The 19493-nt window shown below is 65.5% G+C and carries 9 protein-coding genes; 2 read left to right on the top strand and 7 right to left on the bottom strand.

Annotation, left to right across the window (positions count from 1 at the left end; all coding sequences use genetic code 11):
* Positions 1-413 precede the first annotated feature (413 nt).
* From fusA to GXP39_13560, 5 genes are all read right to left on the bottom strand, one after another.
* Positions 414-2489, bottom strand: coding sequence for an elongation factor G (gene fusA, locus GXP39_13580; protein ID NOZ29065.1), 2076 nt, complete (start codon positions 2487-2489; stop codon positions 414-416).
* Between the two features lie 45 nt (positions 2490-2534).
* Positions 2535-3005, bottom strand: a complete 471-nt coding sequence (gene rpsG / locus GXP39_13575) for a 30S ribosomal protein S7 (protein NOZ29064.1) — start codon at positions 3003-3005, stop codon at positions 2535-2537.
* 247 nt (positions 3006-3252) lie between these two features.
* Entirely contained in the window at positions 3253-3669 is a 417-nt protein-coding gene (rpsL, locus tag GXP39_13570) for a 30S ribosomal protein S12 (protein NOZ29063.1), read from the bottom strand.
* Positions 3670-3816: 147 nt separating this feature from the next.
* Positions 3817-8409 carry a DNA-directed RNA polymerase subunit beta' gene (locus tag GXP39_13565; protein ID NOZ29062.1) on the bottom strand — a complete coding sequence of 1531 codons (4593 nt, stop codon included), beginning with the start codon at positions 8407-8409 and terminating at the stop codon, positions 3817-3819.
* 193 nt (positions 8410-8602) lie between these two features.
* Positions 8603-12484 carry a DNA-directed RNA polymerase subunit beta gene (locus tag GXP39_13560; protein NOZ29061.1) on the bottom strand — a complete coding sequence of 1294 codons (3882 nt, stop codon included), beginning with the start codon at positions 12482-12484 and terminating at the stop codon, positions 8603-8605.
* Positions 12485-13236: 752 nt separating this feature from the next.
* On the opposite strand from GXP39_13560, the gene GXP39_13555 reads away from it, so the two are divergent.
* A complete protein-coding gene (locus GXP39_13555) occupies positions 13237-14559 on the top strand; it encodes a nodulation protein NfeD (protein NOZ29060.1) in 1323 nt (440 codons plus the stop codon).
* A gap of 70 nt (positions 14560-14629) precedes the next feature.
* Positions 14630-17671: a SpoIID/LytB domain-containing protein gene (locus GXP39_13550; GenBank protein ID NOZ29059.1), complete on the top strand. Its 3042-nt coding sequence runs from the start codon at positions 14630-14632 to the stop codon at positions 17669-17671.
* Here GXP39_13550 and GXP39_13545 read toward each other — a convergent pair.
* Together GXP39_13545 and GXP39_13540 are read right to left on the bottom strand one after the other, a co-directional pair.
* Positions 17646-18821 carry a rhomboid family intramembrane serine protease gene (locus GXP39_13545; protein NOZ29058.1) on the bottom strand — a complete coding sequence of 392 codons (1176 nt, stop codon included), beginning with the start codon at positions 18819-18821 and terminating at the stop codon, positions 17646-17648. The two genes, GXP39_13550 and GXP39_13545, sit on opposite strands and share 26 nt — an antisense overlap.
* Entirely contained in the window at positions 18818-19468 is a 651-nt protein-coding gene (locus tag GXP39_13540) for a guanylate kinase (GenBank protein NOZ29057.1), read from the bottom strand. The genes GXP39_13545 and GXP39_13540 overlap by 4 nt, the downstream gene beginning before the upstream one ends.
* Positions 19469-19493: the final 25 nt, after the last annotated feature.

Raw genomic sequence — 19493 nt, 5'->3', positions numbered from 1 at the left:
CGCCGTCAGCGTCGTCTTCCCATGATCAATATGGCCAATCGTCCCCACATTCACGTGCGGCTTCGTCCGCTCAAATACCGGCTTGGCCATCGGTTTCACTCCTTTCCTGCGTGTTTGATCTTGATCCGGTCGATGATTTCTAACAAAGGCCGACAAACAGGCCCGATGGGCACAAATGAGGAACCCGGAGCCGACTGAAATCTCACGCGGCATGCCCGCGTTCCTCACCAGAGTTCGCACAGACGATGTGCGTTATATCCTCACCGGCCTGTATGCCAGCGATAGATACCTAGCCCTTTTATCCTACATATGGGCGCAACTCTCGCATTATACCTGCGCCATTTGAATCAGGCAAATCTTGCATGTCACGATGAAAGCCGGCCGCCCACCCCGGCCAGGTTCGGGGACATCGCTCAACGAGCCCCCATCATGATGCGCTCCATCAGCGCAGCGTCCACCCGCTCATAATGATCGAATTCCATGGTGAACGTGCCACGCCCCTGGGTGGCGGAGCGCAGCCGCGTGGCGTATCCGAACATCTCGGCCAGGGGCACCAGGGCATGGATCAACTGCATGCCGGGGCCACGCGGCTCCAACCCCTGGATCTCCCCCCGCCGGGCGCTCAGATCGCCGATCACATCCCCCGTATACTGCTCGGGCACCACCACATCCACCCGCATCACCGGCTCCAGGAGCACCGGGCCACCCCGGCGCACCGCCTCGCGCAGCGCGATGGATCCGGCGATCTTGAAGGCCACGTCCGAGGAGTCCACCTCGTGATAGGAACCGTCCACCAGGCGTACTTTAATATCCACAATGGGATAGCCGGCCAGGACGCCGTCCTCCAGCGCCTCGCGCACTCCGGCCTCCACGGCCGGGATGAACTCCCTCGGAATCGTGCCGCCAACGATGGCGTTCTCAAACTCGAACCCCTTCCCGGAGGGCAGCGGCTCGACCTCCAGCCACACGTGCCCATACTGGCCGCGCCCACCCGTCTGCCGGATGAAGCGCCCCTCCGCCCGGGCCGGGCGCGTGATCGTCTCCCGATAGGCCACCTGGGGCCTGCCGACGTTCGCGCTGACCCGGAACTCCCGCAGCATGCGGTCGACCAGCACCTCCAGGTGCAGCTCGCCCATGCCGGAGATCAGCGTCTGTCCGGTCTGCTCGTCGTAACGCACCCGGAACGTGGGGTCCTCCTCCGCCAGGCGCTGCAGCGCCTCCGTCATCCGGTCCTGATCCGCCTGCGTGCGTGGCTCGATCGCCACGGAGATCACCGGCTCCGGGAATTGAATCGATTCCAGCAGGATCGGCGCCTGGGCCGTGCAGAGCGTCTCGCCGGTAAAGGTCTGACGAAGCCCCAGGGCCGCCCCGATATCCCCCGCGTGGATGACGTCGATGTCCTCCCGCTTGTCCGCGTACATCCGCACCAGACGGCCGATGCGCTCCTTCCGCCCCTTGTTCGCATTCAGCACCTGGTCGCCGGTGCGCAAAGTGCCGGAGTACACCCGCAAGTACGCCAGACGGCCCATGTAGGGGTCCGAGACGATCTTGAAGACCAGGGCGGCCAGCGGCCCCTCATCGTCTGCGACTCGCTCCTCCTCCTCTCCCGTGCGCGGGTTCACCCCGCGGATGGGAGGGACGTCCGCCGGCGACGGAAGATAATAGATGATGGCATCGAGCAGCGGCTGCACCCCTTTGTTCTTCAGGGCGGAGCCGCAGAGCACCGGCACCAGGGCGCCGCTGATGGTCGCCCGACGCAAAGCCTGTCGGATCTCATCCGGCGAGATCGGCTCGCTCTCCAGGTACTTGTGGAGCAGCTCCTCGTCCGCGTCGGCGATGAGCTCGATCATCTGTTCTCGCCGCTCCACGACCTCATCCTGGAGATCCTCCGGGATCTCCGTCTGCTCCGGACGGGCGCCCAGCTCATCGGAGAAGACCCACGCCTTCTCCTCGATCAGGTCCACCATCCCACGGAACGAGTCGGCCGATCCGATGGGGACCTGAATGGGCACGGGCTGCGCGTGTAGCCGATCCTTGATCATGGCCACGGTGCCCCAGAAATCGGCGCCCACCCGGTCCATCTTGTTCACAAAGCACATGCGCGGGACGTTGTACCGGTTCGCCTGACGCCATACCGTCTCGGACTGGGGCTCCACGCCGTTCACGGCATCGAAGACGACGACCCCGCCGTCCAGCACCCGCAGCGATCGCTGCACCTCCGCCGTAAAATCGATATGCCCCGGCGTGTCGATGATGTTGATCTGGATGTCCTTCCAGACGCATGAGATCGCGGCGGCCGTAATGGTGATGCCGCGCTCACGCTCCTGTTCCATCCAGTCCGTGACCGTGGTCCCCTCATCCACATTGCCCATGCGGTAAGTGCGCCCGGTATAGAAAAGGATGCGCTCGGTTGTCGTGGTCTTGCCGGCGTCAATATGGGCGATAATGCCGATATTGCGCAGCCGGGAAAGGGGAACCTCTCTGGCCATGTGCTTCACCTGACTCCGCCGGGTCCTTGGGATTCGCAAAATCGATTACCAGCGGTAGTGCGCGAACGCCCGATTGGCCTCGGCCATCCGGTGGGTGTCCTCGCGCTGCTTGACGGTGGCGCCCTGCCCCTGATAGGCGTCCATGATCTCGGCAGCCAGCTTCTCGATCATGGACTTCCCCGGGCGCTGGCGCGCGTATCGGACTAACCATCGCAGCGCCAGGCTCAGGCGCCGATGGGAGGGCACCTCAACGGGCACCTGGTAGGTCGCGCCGCCGACGCGTCGCGGGCGGACCTCGATGAGCGGCATCGCGTTGTTGACGGCCTGCTCCAGGACCTCCAACGCCGGACGGTTCAGGCGCTGCTCCACGAGCTCCAGGCTGCCGTACACGATCTTCTCGGCCTTGCTCTTCTTGCCGTCGAGCATCACCTTGTTGATGAGCCGCGCGACCAGCTCGCTGTTGTACTTCCAATCAGGCGGTACCTCACGTCGTGGCGGACGATTGCGTCTTGGCATATCGAACCCTCACATCCTTCCTGTATGCCCAGATATCCTGACAATACGAACGGGGAGTCCGATCGACCTCCCCCTCTCCCCGGATCCCGTCGGCTCGCCGACGGCGAATCCGGGTACCAACCTCCAGACAGGACACAAGATGCAAGACCGGGTACGTCTTGCATCTTGCATCCGAAACAAAGACGATTTCAGCTCCCAGTGAGCTTTTAATTCCGGGCCGTCCCCGCTTACGCGAGCGAGGGCGTGATCACTTGGGCGCCTTCGTCCCGTACTTCGATCGACCGCGCCTGCGGTTCTCCACGCCGGCCGCATCCAGGGCGCCGCGCACGATGTGATATCGCACGCCGGGCAGGTCCTTTACGCGGCCACCTCGCACCAGAACCACCGAGTGCTCCTGCAGGTTATGCCCCTCGCCGGGGATGTACGCGGTCACCTCAATGCCGTTGGTCAGGCGCACACGAGCGATCTTGCGCAGCGCGGAGTTCGGCTTCTTGGGCGTCATAGTACGCACCTGCGTACATACGCCTCGGCGCTGGGGCGATCCCTTCTTCGTACGCACCGTGCGACCGGTCAGCGCGTTGTGGCTGAAACGCAGAGCCGGCGCCTTCTCCTTCTTGGCGACACGCTTACGCCCCTTGCGAACCAGCTGATTGATGGTTGGCAACTCACATCCTCCTAGTCGCTTCTAAACCTCACACCCGAGCCCCACGGCGCTCTCCGTGGGGAGGAAGACATCTTTTCATTGAGCCCACGAATTAACATTCTAGCACAGGGGCATAGCCCGGTCAAATCCTGATGCGGTGCATGCCCATTACGATGCGGACTCACCCTCCGAAGGCGACGGTTGTTGATCCAACCCATCGCCGTCACCCGAGGTGACGCCGCCGTCCGTAGTGCCCTGGCCCACGGTTCCGCCATCACCGCCCAGGGACAGGCCATCCCCCAGGCCGGTCCCCAGGAACTCCAGGCCCTCGCTGACCAGGGTTGCGGCCTCCTTCTCCTGCTGAGCCTGCGCGGCGGCCCGCTCGGCCGCCTCCCTGAGCCGACGCATCCGCTCCTCAAAGCCGGTGCCCACCGGGATCAGCTTCCCGATGATCACGTTCTCCTTGAGCCCGCGCAGCTCATCCACGGCGCCCTTGATAGCGGCCTCGGTGAGCACTCGCGTCGTCTCCTGGAAGGAAGCCGCCGCCAGGAAGCTCTCCGTGTTCAGGGCCGCCTTCGTCACACCCAGCAGCACCGCATCCCCGCGTGCGGGGGTGCCGCCCCGGCGCATGATTTCCGAGTTCACCGCCTCAAAGGTGAACCGATCCACCAGCTCGCCCGGCAGGAACTCGGTATCGCCCGGCAGGCGCACCCGAACCTTGCGCAGCATCTGGCGGATGATGATCTCGATGTACTTGTCATGGATGTTCACACCCTGGGAGCGATATACCTTCTGCACTTCCTCCAGCAGGTAGAGCTGGCAGGCATCCCGTCCCTGGATGCGCAGCACCTCGCGAGGGTTCTTGGCGCCCTCGGTGAGCTGATCGCCCGCCTTCACGCGATCTCCCTTGCTGACACGCAGCCGGGCCGAAGGCGGGATCTCCCGCTCCCACTCGTCTACATCCTCTCGACGGATCACCGCGACGAAGCCGCCCTCCGGGTTCTCCTCAAAGAAGACGTTCCCGTCCATACCGGCCAGGATCGGAGCGTCCTCCTCCTCGGGGCCCCGGGCGAGGACGGTGTCCTCCTGCACCCGATCCCCGTCGTCCACGGCCAGGGTCCACCCCGCCGGGATATGCACCTCTCGCCGCACCAGCCGGGTGTCCGAGATCTTGATCTTGCGCTGCTCGCCCTCCCAGTAGATGTCCACCACGCCGTCGATCTCGGCGATGACGGCCTCGCCCTTGGGCGTGCGCGCCTCGAACAGCTCCTCAACTCGAGGGAGACCCTGGGTGATATCCTCGGCGCTGGCCACACCACCCGTGTGGAAGGTCCGCAGGGTGAGCTGCGTGCCCGGCTCGCCGATGGACTGGGCGGCGATGATGCCCACGGCCTCGCCCAGGCTCACCAGGCCGCCGCGAGCCAGGTCACCGCCGTAACACATGCGGCACAGGCCGTGGTGGGTCTCACAGGTGAACGGCGAGCGCACGAACACCCGATCCACCCCGGCCGCCTCGATGAGCGCCACCTCGGGGGCGTTGATGATCTCGCCCCGATCCACGATCACCTCACCGGTCTCGGGGTCCTTGATGGGGGCCGCCGCAACCCGGCTGATGATCCGATCGCCGAAGGATTCCCCGATGGGATCCGTCCGCTCACGCTCGATCCAGATCCCGGCCGTGGTCCCGCAGTCCTCCTCGGTGATCATGACGTCCTGCGCCACATCCACCAGGCGGCGGGTCAGATACCCCGCATCGGCCGTGCGCAAGGCGGTGTCGGCCAGACCCTTGCGCGCGCCGTGGGTGCTCAGGAAGTACTCCAGGGCCGTCAACCCCTCACGGAAGTTGGAGCGGATCGGCAACGCGATGATGCGCCCGGAGGGGTCCGCCATGAGCCCTCGCATACCGGCCAGCTGGCGAATCGGCTGGATGCCACCCTTGGTGGCCCCGCTGGTCGCCATCGCCCCCAGGCCCTCTCGGGGATCGAAGATGCGGCGCACCTCCTGGGTGATCTCGTCGGTCGCCCGCGTCCACAGCTCCACGACCTTGTTGTACTGCTCCTCCTCCGTGATGAGGCCGCGACGGAACTGCCGCTCCGTCTCCTCCACGAGCTTCGAGGTCTCCTCCAAAATCGCCGACTTGGCCTCCGGCACGTGGATATCGGAGACGGCGATGGTCATGCCCGAACGGGTCGCGTAGTGGAAGCCGATCTCCTTGATCTCGTCCACCAGCTCAGCGGTCCGCTCCGGCCCCAGCCGCTGGTAGCACTCCGCCACCAGGTCGTTGAGCGCGCCCTTGTCCATCGTCTTGTTGACGAACTGGAGCTCGGGCGGCAGGGACATGTTGAAGAGCACACGCCCCACCGTCGTCTCCACGATCCCGCTCAGCTGCACGCTATCGGGGTCGATGCCCCGGCGCTCCAGGGCCCGGATCACCTCCTCCCACGCCGCGGGGCCAAAGCCGGCCAGGGACAGCATCGCCCGACGGCCCTCCCGCACACGGGCCACGAGCTGCCCCAGGTTCTGAATGCCCGCCTGCTCCAGGACGCCCCTCACCCGCTCGCTGAGGTCCAGATAGTCCAGCGCCGTGTCGTCCAGCCAGCTCCGGTACAGGACCTTGATCGGGGCCTGGATATGCACGACGCCCGTCTCGTAGGCCAGGCGAACCTCGTCGAAGGAGGAGAAGGCCTTGCCGCTCCCCTTGGCCTCCGGCCGCTCCAGCGTCATGTAGTAGCAGCCCAGCACCATGTCCTTGGTGGGCCCCACGATGGGCTCGCCGGAGGCGGGCTTGAGCAGGTTCTTGGTGGAGAGCATGAACCGCCGCGCTTCCTCCACCGCCTTGTTCGACAGGGGCACGTGCACGGCCATCTGGTCGCCATCGAAGTCCGCGTTGAAGGCCGCGCAGACCAGCGGGTGGATCTGAATGGCGCTCCCCTCGATGAGCACCACCTCGAATGCCTGGATGCCCAGGCGGTGCAGCGTGGGCGCCCGATTCAGCAGGACCGGACGTTCCTTGGTCACGTCCTCCAGGACATCCCACACCGCCGGATCCTCGCGGTCCACCATGCGCTTGGCGCTCTTGATGTTGTGCGCGTAGTTCTGCTCCACCAGGCGGCGCATCACGAACGGCTTGAACAGCTCCAGGGCCATCTTCTTGGGCAGGCCGCACTGGTGAAGCTTCAGCTCCGGGCCGATGACGATCACGGAGCGCCCGGAGTAGTCCACGCGCTTCCCCAACAGGTTGCGGCGGAACCGCCCCTGCTTCCCCTTGAGCATGTCGCTCAGGCTCTTGAGCTTCCGCTTGCCGGAGCGGGAAACCGCCCGCCCGCGACGGCCGTTGTCAATCAGGCTGTCCACCGCCTCCTGCAACATGCGCTTCTCATTGCGCACGATGACATCCGGAGCGCCCAGATCCAGCAGGCGCTTCAGGCGGTTGTTGCGGTTGATCACCCGTCGGTAGAGATCGTTGAGATCGCTGGTGGCGAAGCGGCCGCCGTCCAGCTGGACCATGGGCCGCAGATCGGGCGGGATGACCGGCAACACGGTCAGGATCATCCACTCCGGCTTGTTGCCGGACTTGCGGAACGCCTCCACCACCCGGAGGCGCTTGGCCGCCTTCCGGCGCCGCTGCTTGGAACGGGTCGTGCGGATCTCCTGCCGCAGCTCCTTGGCCAGCTTGTCCAGATCCAGATCGCACAGGATCTCCCGGATGGCCTCCGCCCCCATGCCGGCCTTGAACACGTTCCCCCAGCGCTCCGATAACTCCCGATAGCGCGTCTCGGTCAGGAGCTCCATGGGTTGCAGATTGCGCAGCTCCACCAGCTCCGTCTCATGTTGCTGCCGCAGCTGCTCCTTCTGCTCCTCGACCTGGGTACGCAACGTCTCGATCTCGGTGTCCGCCTCCCGGCGCACCTGATCGCGTCGCGCCTGGATGAGCAGCCGCACATCCTCCTGCTCCGCCCGAACGGCGTCCTCGATCTCGCTCAACCTCCGCTGCACGAACTCATTCAGCCGGTCGAAGTGTTCACGCCCCACCACCTCCCCGGCGTCAAACAACGGTTCGTCCATCCAGGGCAGGACGATCGCCTCGGCCAGGGCCTGTCCCTGCTGCTGCTCTAGCAGGGACTGCAGCTCACGGGCGACCTCCATCACCTCGTCGGTCTCCGTGGCCAGGCGCTCCTCCAGCTCGCGCAGCTTCGAGGACTCCTCCTCGTCCAGCGCGGCCAACAGCTCATCCCGGCGGGTCTCGATCTGCTCAATCTGCACGCTGGCCTCGCCCTCCACGCGAGCGATCCGCACGGCCAGCTCCCGCTCGTGCCGCTGCAACGTGCGCCGGCGAGCCTCCTCGTCGACCCGGGTGATGATGTACTGGGCGAAGTAGAGCACGCGCTCCAGGTTGCGAGGGGATATGTTCAACAACAGCCCCAGCCGGCTGGGCACGCCCTTCACGTACCAAATATGCGCCACCGGCGAGGCCAGATTGATGTGCCCCATGCGCTCACGACGCACGCGCGAGGGCGCCACCTCCACACCGCACTTCTCGCAAACGATCCCCTTATAGCGAACTCGCTTGTACTTTCCGCAATAGCATTCCCAGTCCTTCGTCGGCCCAAAAATACGCTCGCAGAACAGGCCATCTCGCTCCGGCCGCAAAGTCCGGTAATTGATGGTCTCCGGCTTCAATACCTCACCGTGAGACCACTCCCGAATCTGTTCGGGAGAGGCGAGCGAAATCCGAATGGCGTTGAAATCGTTAACCTTCACCGTTTCTACCCCCTTGCGCTTCCATCGCTTCGGCCCGGGCGTCCGGCCTATACAGGCTCATCCACGCCCGATGAGCAAACCCACCGCGATGCAAAGCACACCTGCTTCCATCCAAAGTCAACGGCCACCACACAGAGAACTCGTGAACACGCCGACGCCCGCCCGGCTGGATAACCGGGCGGGGCATCTCAGATCACTCGTATCCCGCCATAGGGCCGGGTACACTCAGGCTAAAGCCCAACTTGGGCAGGCGCTCTTCCACATCCTCCCGACCGAACTGGACCACCTCTTTCTGCTCGTTGATCACCTCTACGGCCAGGCCCAGCGACTGCAGCTCCTTCACCAGGACCCGGAACGACTCCGGGATGCCCGGCGGGCTGATGGGCTCGCCCTTGACGATGGCCTCGTACGTCTTCACGCGGCCGGCGACGTCGTCCGACTTCACGGTCAACATCTCCTGAAGGGTGTAGGCCGCTCCGTACGCCTCCAGCGCCCACACCTCCATCTCGCCAAAGCGCTGGCCGCCGAATTGGGCCTTGCCGCCCAGAGGCTGCTGCGTGACCAGGCTGTAGGGGCCCGTCGAGCGGGCATGCACCTTGTCCTCCACCAGGTGAGCCAGCTTCATCATCGTGATGATCCCCACGGTCACAGGCTGATCGAAGGGATCGCCCGTCTTGCCGTCGTACAGCTTCTGCTTGCCCGTGGTCGGCAGCGGCCAGCCGATCTCCTGGCTGGTCTTCTCGGCGAACTCCCGCAGCTCCTCATCGGGCACCTGCGAGGCGTCCACGCCGTGGTGCTGCAACCACTCCCGCCAACAGACCAGGCGGGCGCGCTCGTCCACCTGCCGCCGCTCCTCGGCCGGCCGGGGATCATCCTCAAAGGACAGCACAGCATCGGGATCGTAGCCCCGCTCCCGGAGCCACTCCCGCAACACCACACGACGGGCGTACACTCGATCCTGGCGGATGCGCTCCAAATCATACTCGGAGCGATCGGACAGCCACTCCAGGATATAGAGGATGCGCGCCTCCTCGTCGTCCCGCAGGTAGTCCTCGGGCAGCTCCAGCTCCTTCACACGCATCCAGGCCCGGTCGGTGATCTCCTGCCACGCCTTGTCGATCAGCCAGGCCCGCGCCAGCTCGGCCTCGATCTCATCCTCCTTGGCGCCATCAAACACCGGCGTGATCACGTGGAAGCCCAGGCGCTCGGCCGCCCACCCCAGATGTGTCTCCAGCACCTGACCGATGTTCATACGGGCGGGCACGCCCAACGGGTTCAGGATGATATCTACCGGCGTGCCGTCCTCCAGGAAGGGCATATCCTCAATGGGCACGATCTTGGAGATCACGCCCTTATTGCCATGGCGACCGGCCATCTTATCGCCCGCGCTGAGCTTACGTCGCTGGGCCACCGACACGCGCACCATCTTCTCCACGCCCGCGGGCATATCCCGGTACTCATCCCGGGAGAACACCTTGACGTCCACCACCTTGCCATGCTCACCGTGCGGCAGGCGCAGGGAGGAATCCTTCACCTCACGCGCCTTCTCGCCGAAGATGGCTCGGAGCAGCTTCTCCTCGGGGCTCAGCTCCGTCTCGCCCTTGGGTGTGATCTTCCCGACCAGGATGTCGCCCGGGCCCACCGTCGCGCCGATGCGGATGATCCCCTCCTCGTCCAGGTTCCGCAGCGCATCCTCCCCCACGTTGGGGATATCCCGGGTGATCTCCTCGGGGCCCAACTTGGTATCCCGGGCCTCCACCTCGTGCTTCTCAATGTGAATCGAGGAGAATTTATCCTCTCGCACCAATCGCTCGGAGATCAGGATGGCATCCTCGTAATTGCCGCCCTCCCAGCTCATGAAGGCGCACAACACGTTCTGTCCCAGAGCCAACCGCCCCGCCTCGGTCGAGCTGGAGTCGGCCAACACATCGCCGGCCTCTACCCACTGCCCCTTGACCACGGCCGGCCGTTCGTCGATACAGGTGGACTGGTTCGAGCGGTTGAACTTGCGCAACGAGTACGTCCGGCGGGTGCCATCCTCCTCCAGGATCACGATCTCGCTGGAGGTGACGCTGACCACCTCACCGGGGTTCTTGGCCGTCACCACCTGTCCGGAATCCAGCGCGGCCTGGCGCTCCATGCCGGTGCCCACCAGCGGCACCTCCGGACGCAGCAGGGGCACCGCCTGGCGCTGCATGTTCGACCCCATCAACGCCCGGTTGGCGTCATCATGCTCCAGGAAGGGGATCAACGCGGCCGACACGGAGACGATCTGCTTGGGGGACACGTCCATGTAATCCACCCGCTCCGGCGACTCGAAGAGGAACCGATCGCTGCGGCGGACGGACACGCGGGGGTTCATGAACTCGCCCCGCTCGTTCAACGGCGTGCTGGCCTGGGCGATGGAGTGACGCTCCTCCTCATCCGCGGTGAGGTACACGATCTCGTTGGTCGCAAACGGCCGCACCTTGATCATGGGCAACTGGTCCCGCAACGCGGCGATGCGCTCGGCCAGCGCCTCGTCCACGATGGTGCCCGCCTCGGCCACGACCTCGCCGGTGTCCGGGTCGACGACGTCCTCACGCAAAGTGCGGTTGACCAGCCGGGAGGGCTCGTTGGGAACCTCGCTGAGCACACGGCGATAGGGCGTCTCAATGAAGCCGAACTCGTTCACGCGGGCGTAGGTAGCCAGCGAGCCGATCAACCCGATGTTGGGACCTTCCGGGGTCTCGATGGGACAGATGCGGCCGTAGTGGCTATGGTGGACGTCTCGCACATCGAAGCCGGCGCGCTCACGCCTCAGCCCGCCCGGCCCCAGCGCGCTGAGGCGCCGCTTGTGGGTCAACTCAGCCAGCGGATTGGTCTGATCCATGAACTGGCTGAGCTGAGAGCCGCCGAAGAACTCGCGCACGGCTGCCACCACCGGCCGGATATTGATGAGGGACAGCGGGCTCAGCTGCTCCGGATCGCGAATGGACATGCGCTCGCGCACCACGCGCTCCATGCGCAGCAACCCGATCCGCAGCTGGTTCTGGATCAGCTCGCCGACGGTCTTCACGCGGCGATTGCCCAGGTGATCGATATCATCCCCCGAGTCCACGCCGTTGTTGATCTGGATCATGACCTCGACGACCTTGACCAGATCCTCCTTGGTCAGGGTGCGCTGGGTCTGCGGCACGGCCAGCCCCAGGCGACGATTCAGCTTGTAACGTCCCACACGTCCCAGATCATATCGACGCGGCGTGAACAGCAGGTTTTGCAGGAAGTTGCGCGCATTCTCCAGGGTCGGTGGATCCCCCGGTCGAAGCCGCTTGTAGAACTCCAACAGGGCGGCCTCCACGCCCTGCTTGGAAGCCTCCTCGCCGATCCCCGGCGTGGAGGTGGGATCGCGCTCCAGCGTGGCCTCGATGTACGGATGCTCCGGCATGTTGTCGACTTCGGCGAAAAGCTCCCGGATCTCGTCATCCGTACCAAAGCCGATCGCCCGCAGCAGGATCGTCACGGGCAGCTTTCGCTTGCGGTCCACCTTCACGGACAGGACATCGCGCTTGGAGGTCTCAAACTCCAGCCACGCCCCTCGCGCCGGGATCAGCTTGGCAAAACAGAGATCGCGGCCGGTCGTCCGATCCTCCTCCACCGTGAAGTACACGCCCGGGGATCGGATCAACTGGCTGACGACCACGCGCTCCGCGCCATTATAGATGAAGGTGCCCGCGTCCGTCATGAGCGGGAAATCGCCCATGAAGACGTCCTGCTCGGTGATCTCACCAGTCTCCTTGTTGATGAGCTTCGCCTTCACCCACAGCGGAGCCGAATACGTCATATCCCGATCACGACACTCCTGCTCCGTGTACTTGGGCTCCGCGAACCAGAACTCGCCAAAATGCAGCTCCAGGTTCCGATTGAAGCTGACGATCGGACTGATCTCGTCGAACAGCTCACGCAATCCCTCACTCTGGAACCATCGGAAGGATTCCAGCTGGACCTCGATCAACCGGGGTAAATCCAATACGTCAGGCAATCTGGCGTACGACTTATACTGCGGAAGAAGATTCTCGTTCGTCCGGTTCATCATCTTTCCACCCACTCCTTCTGCGCGCAAAAAAACCCACTCCAAACGAATGGGTTATGTCCATGGTGCAGGAAAGGTCCTCACGCGACTATACAAGGATAAAGCGAATCTGTGACATGTTCTGTATCGTAATATACGATTCTAACATAAGGGGAATTTCTTGTCAAAAACGGCTCCTGCTCGCGTCAAAAGGGCGTTGGTCATCGTTCCCACGGACCAACGCCGGCGGATCCCTTGGCCGTTCTCCCAAAGAGGCAACAGGGGCACGGCGGTGATGGGCAGAAATCCCAGGGTCGAGCCCTTCCGCCTCGGCTTGAGAGCCTCGGCACGGCTGCCTGTAAAGTGCTTTCCTCCGTCCAAGTATACGTCATAATCCCCGCGAAGGCAAAATTGAGCCCTCGCGATGCGTCCCCCCGAGACTCGCCCCCTTTCTTCAAACCACTATATACGCAACCCGATTCATAATTCCACCCAACATCTAGTAGTATGGTAGTAGTATGGGCGGTCCGAACGGCAGGGCATTGATATCAAGTCAAGCGATACGGGAACGTGGCCCCGCATCTCTGGGGTGGCTCGGATGGACGATCGCCCCTCCGGGGAACTCTATTTTCAGCCCCTCACCTGCCCCGCGGGGCCGGAGGTCACCGACCCAAGCTCCCTGGATACACCGCCGAGACGCCGTGGGACTTGTGCGCTGATCCCCTCATGACATATAATGGAAATGTCGAGCGGATACGAACGGATAGAGGTGATCCATGAGACGGCTTGAACGACGGCTGGGGATCGGCTACTGGCTGGCCCTACTGCTCTGGCTCTTCTCAACGGTAAACGTCGCGGGCCAGGGCGTCCCCCATGTGGACGTGCTGACTTTCAAGGGGCCGGTCACGCCGGTGCTGGTGAGCTACGTCGAGCGCGGCATCGCGCAGGCGGAGCGGGACGGCGCGACGGCGCTGATCCTGCAGCTGGACACGCCCGGCGGCTCCGTCGATCTGACGGGCAAGATCACCCGGCGCATGCGCAACGCGAACATCCCCATCGTCGTGTACGTGACCCCCAAGGGTGCCCACGCCGGCTCGGCGGGCACCTTCATCACGTTGGCAGCCCATATCGCCGCCATGGCCCCCGGCACGCGCATCGGCGCGGCCAGCCCGGTGGGATCCGAGGGCCAGGACCTGGGCGAGACGATCCAACGCAAGATCACGCAAGACCTGGTCGCCGACATCGAGAACATGACGAAACGCCGCGGCGAGAGGGCGACGGAATGGGCGATCCGTGCCGTGGAGGAGGCCGCCGTGGCCACCGCCGACGAGGCCCTGGAGCTGGGCGTGATCGATGTGATCGCCACCAACCTAGATGATCTGCTGCGCCAGCTGGACGGCCGGGTGGTGGACGTGAACGGCCGGGAGGTGACCCTTCACACGGCCAACGCGCAGGTCCACCACATCCCCCTGGGCGCGCTGGAGAACTTCCTCAACACCATCACCAATCCGGCCATCGCCGCCATCCTGCTTACCCTGGGGCTGAACGCCATCCTGTTCGAGCTGTCAAGCCCGGGCGGATACGTCGCCGGCATCGCGGGCGCCGTCGCCCTGCTGCTGGCCTTCTACGCGCTGGGGGCGCTGGACGCCAACTGGACCGGCCTGGGCTTCATCGTGCTCGCCTTCGTGCTGTTCCTGCTGGACATCAAAGCTCCCACCCACGGCATCCTAACCGTCGCAGGAATTGCCTCCTTTGTGCTCGGCGCCGCCATCCTGTTCAACGTGCCCGACGTGGAGGTCCCCTGGCCCACGATCCTCACCCTCTCCCTGGCCACCTCCGCCTTCTTCGCCTTCGTGGTGGCCAAGGCCATAGGAGCACAACGGCGGCGGCCTACCACCGGCTTCGAAGGGCTGATCGGCCACCGGGCCCAGGCGCGCAGCAAGCTGGATCCGATCGGCACGGTCTTCCTGCAGGGCGAGCTGTGGCAGGCGATCGCGGAGGACGGCCCCATCGACCAGGGCGAGGAGGTCGAGGTGATCGGCCGGGAGGGCATGCGTCTGATCGTGCGGAGGAGGACACGCGCCATCCACGACACGTGATACGCCGCTGCCCCCACGGTCCCCTTGACCGAAGCCCCCATCCCGGGCATATTGAAGGCCGGAGGCGCGTATGCATTGGGGACGCACGACCCGCTGGCTGATCGCAACCCTGATCCCTCTCTCCCTCTCCCTGTTGCTCCTCTCCCTCGCCCACGCACAAGGGGAGGCGATCGCAGGCCCTGTGACCCTGCTCGGGTGGACAGCCGACGGCGACGCCATCATCCTCGCCTCGCCTCAAAGGCACCTATACGTCCGGTTGGATGGCACTCTGCGCCCGTCCGCCACCCTCCCTCGGGACGATCCGGCCCCACTCCCAGCGACCAATGCCAGCCCGATTCCGGATCGCCTAGCCCGCTCGCTGGGCGGCTCCGGCTGGATCCTGGGGCGACCGCGTCCCTCGCCGGACGGGCGATGGCTCGTCGTCGAACGGGCGCCGTCCGGAAGTGAGACGATGGGGCAATCCGAGCTGTGGCTGGCCGATGGCGAGGGGACTCCCATCCGCCGGATCGACGGCGATGGAGCCCACGCGCCGCGCTGGTCCCCCGACGGCCGCGCCATCGCGTACCTGAACGGTGACGCCGTCTGGCTCTACCGGCTGGGAGAGCCAAATGCCCAGCGGATCGCTCGCCTGCCCGCCCACACCACCGCCGAGCCCTCCGGCCGGCCTCTGGCGGCCTCATCGATTTACACCCCGCCGGAGACCATTCGCGTCCTCCATCACCCGGACAATCACTGCCGGAACCGCCCCGTCTGGTCCGTCGACGAGATCCCCTTCGAGGAATACGTGCGCCGCGTGGTCCCCGCCGAGGTCCCCGCGTCCTGGCCCCAGGCCGTCCTGCGCGCCCAGGCCATCGCGGCCCGCACATACGCCTGGTATCAGGTGCTGCGCGGGCGGGCGGATTTCGACGTGACGGATTGGACCGACTTCCAGGTCATGTGCGACGCCACCTATCCAGCCAGCGACGCGGCCGTCGCCGCCACCCGAGGGCAATACCTGGCCTACGCGGGCCGCCCGATCCTCGCCCAGTACAGCGCCGATAACGGCCACCCGACGGTGAGCGGCGGGCCACCCTATCTGAGCGCCGTGCCCGATCCCGTCAGCCTGGGGTACACCAGGCGCGGCCACGGCCATGGGCTCAGCCAATGGGGCGCCTACCGCTGGGCGACGCAATACGGCTGGGACGCGCTCCAGATCCTGGCCCACTACTACACGGGCGTCGAGATCCGGAACGCCGGGATACACGCCCCGGTCCTCCTGGGCGTGACCGCCCCCTGGAGTGGATGGTTTTACAATGGAAGCGGCGTCCGGCTGAGCGCGAACGCGACCCCTTCCGAGGTCATCACCCGGGTGGTCTTCTGGGCGGATGGACGGATGATCGGGGAGGACAATGATCCCGCCGACGGCTGGAACGCGACGGTCGATCTCGCCTCCCTGGCCGCCGAGACCACCATCACGGTCAGCGCGGAGACCGCAACCGGCATCATCACCGGGGAGAACGCCCTCCGCCTGGGCGTCGATCGGGATCGTCCCCAGGGGACAGCCATCCTGCTCCCGCCAACCGGGCCTCCCCCGACCATCACCCTGGGCCTGCAGGGCGGTGACACAGGACAGGCCGGATTCCAGGGGATCGGCATCAGCGCCGGTTGGCTCTGGGAAGGGGAGACGTTCGAAGGCGCTCCCGGCGGCCCCATCACTGACACCGAGGCCAGCGCCGGACGGGCCCGGTGGGTGGCGGCCGGCGCCAGGAACGGCGTGTGGACCAGTCCTCCGATCAGATCGCTGCCCGTAGGGCGCATTTACCGGGCGCTATTCCGCCTGCGAAGCGGGGCGCCCCTCACCCCCGCCACGGTCGCACAGCTGGAGGTCACCGCCAACGCGGGCGCCCGGCTCCTGGGGCTCGCCGAGGTCCGGGGGATCCATCTCCAGGAGCCAGATCGATACCAGGACGTACCCGTGGACTTCTGGTACGACCAGCCGTCTCCGGACGGGCTGCGGTTCCTCGTGCGCTTCACCGGCGCCTCTGATCTGGCGTTGGACCGGGTCCTGGTGATCGGATACCCCACGCTGGAGCCCCCTCAGGGCGAATGGCCACTGCCGGATGGGGCGCGCGCCGGACGCCTGACCGTGGTCGCATCCGATCGGGCCGGCAACGCCTCCGACCCACGGCCGGTGAGCCTATCCTTCGAGGAGATGCCAGGGCCGGGCTCATGGGAGGGGACGGGCCCCAACTACTGGATCACCGACACGACGAGCCCCAACGTCCGCATCACGGTGCGAGCGCGCGGCGGTTTCGAGCCCGCCGGGTCCGCCTGCCGCGCCTCGGAGGACCAGGGGATCACGTGGGGAGCGTGGATGACCGCCACCGCAGACGCCGCCGCCGGGGCGATCACCCCCGTGACGCTGACCTGTCGCCCCATGTACCCGCGGGAGGGTGAGGGGCTATGGGTGCAATTCCGGGCGGAGGACGTGCACGGCCGAACGGGGGAATCCCCGCCGCTGCCGGTAAAAGTGGACACCCGCCCACCCACCGTCACGCTGCAGATCGACGGGGAGATCGGCGATAATGGCTGGTTCATGGGGCCGGTCACGGTGACCCTGAACGTCACCGACGCCGCCTCCGGGGTCCGTGCGGTCACCTGGCGATTGGACGATCAGCCATGGCAGGAGTGGTCCACGCCGATCGTCGTGGACCAGCCCGGGATCCTCTCGCTCCAGGTGCGGGCTCTGGACATCGCCGGCCTGGAGACGCGCAAGACGCTCGCCCTGTCCATCGATCTGGAGCCGCCCCGAGCCGCGCTGCTGCTGCCCCACCGAACGACGGAGGCCCGCTTCCCGGTGCATTGGCGGGGGGCGGATGACGCCTCGGGCATCGCCAGCTACGACGTGCAGGTACGCCAGGAAGGCGCCGAGACATGGCAAGACTGGCTGGTGAGCACCACGGAGAGGACGGAGCAGTTCGCCGGGCTTCCCCGGACCACGTACGAGTTTCGCGTGCGGGCACGCGATCTGGCCGGACGGGTCGGGGCGTGGTCCCCGCCAGCCCAGATCACGGTGGCCGCGCGGCGGACCTACCTGCCCACGATGTTCAGGAGCCCTGCTGCAGCTGAGTGAGTAGCTCCCGAGCCCGCTCGGCCTCCGGCCCGTTGTCCACCAGGGACAGATATCGCTGCAGCTGTTCGATCGCCTTCTCACGCTGCCCCAGCGTTCGATAAGCCAGCGCCAGGTTCCAGGCGGTGTTGGGCTCGGTGGGATCGAGGGCGGCCGCCCGCTCCCAGTGACGCGCCGCCTCCGAGATCCGTCCCTGATGAGCCTGCACGACTCCCAGATAGAAATGCGCCTCCGCTTGGTCCGGCTCCTGTTGAACGATGCGCTGGAGCATCTGCTCGGCGGCCTCCCAGTCATTCGCCTCGATCGCCTGCTCCGCGCGCAGCACCATCACGGTCGCCGTGTTCCGCTGCCAGGCCGTGATGGCCGCCACCAAGGCGATCAACAGGATCACGGCGAGGCCGATCGCCAGGAAGCGCCGGCGCGCCGATCCCACATCTACCAGGGTGACGGGACCTTCCTGATACCACCGGTCGGCGGGCAGCCGGTAGATCGGCGCCAACGCCAGCCCCAGCAGGAACCCGGCCACCAGCCCACCGATGTGCCCCCAGTTGTCGATGCCGGGCGTGCTGACCCCGATGAACAGGTTCACCGCCACGATGAAGAGCATGTTGTTCAGATATGCCCGGCCGCGCTTCCCAAAGAGCTCCCGGTGGAAGAGGAGATAGGCCACCAGCGTTCCCACCAGGCCGAAGATGGCCCCGGAGGCCCCGGCCGAGAGGTACGAGCCCAACGCATAGCTGGCCACGGCCCCGTACAGCCCGGACAGGAGATAGATCGCCAGGAACCGCCATCGGCCGTAGATCCGTTCGACCTCGTTGCCCAGCTGCCACAACGCATAGCTGTTAAACAGCAGGTGAAACAGGCTGACGTGCAGGAAGTTGGCGGTAAACAGCCGCCAATACTGCCCCGTGGCGATGAGCGCGTTCACCTTGGCGCCGAACATAACCAGCACCTGGCTGCTCACGTCCAGCCCCACCGACAGTAGACCGCCGGCCTGCCGGGCGCTGATGACCATCATGACCAGCCAGATGATCACATTCACGGCCAGGAGAATGGGGCTCCACAGCGGGCGACTCAGGGGGAGGACAACGGGGCTCGCCACGGGGCGCGCTTCGGCGGGCCGGCTCTGCTCACCTGTGGAAAGCGTGCTCATAGGACCACCGGCTCCCAATCCACCCGATGCTTCTCCGCCTGGATAATCGCCACCACCTGATCCACCGTCTCGTCCAACTGCCCCTCGCGGTTGATCACCACGTAATCGAACTCATGTACCCGCAACATCTCCTTCCGGGCCGTCGCGATCCGGATCTTCAGCTTATCCGGGGGATCCGCCTTTCGCTGCTGCAAGCGTGCGACCAATTCCTCCTCCGACTCCGGCATGAGGAAGATCGTCACCGCCTGCGGCACCAGGCTGCGAATGGTGGCCGCCCCCTGCACGTCGAGGCGCATGACCACATCCTGGCCGCTGGCCAGCGCATCTCGCACGTGCTGCTTGGGAATCCCCTTATAATCGCCGTACACGATGGCATATTCCAGCAACTCATCCCGCTCGATCATGGATGCAAACTCGGCCATGGACACGAAGTGATAATCCACACCATCCACCTCGCCGGGGCGCCGCGGCCGGGTCGTCGCCGTGACGACGAAGTAGAACGGGTACCCGCGCTCCTTCATCCGCTTCAAGGTGGCATCCTTGCCCACGCCGGAGGGCCCGGAGACCACCACCAGGACCGGGCGCGGGGCGGCGAACTTGGCATACAGCGCATCAATGCTCTCTTCAGGCGATTCGGCGACGGTCATATCTTCCTTCCTCGCGATTCTATTG

The sequence above is a fragment of the Chloroflexota bacterium genome, from assembly GCA_013152435.1.
GTDB lineage: Bacteria > Chloroflexota > Anaerolineae > DUEN01 > DUEN01 > DUEN01.
This window is presented reverse-complemented; position numbering and strand designations above follow the sequence as displayed.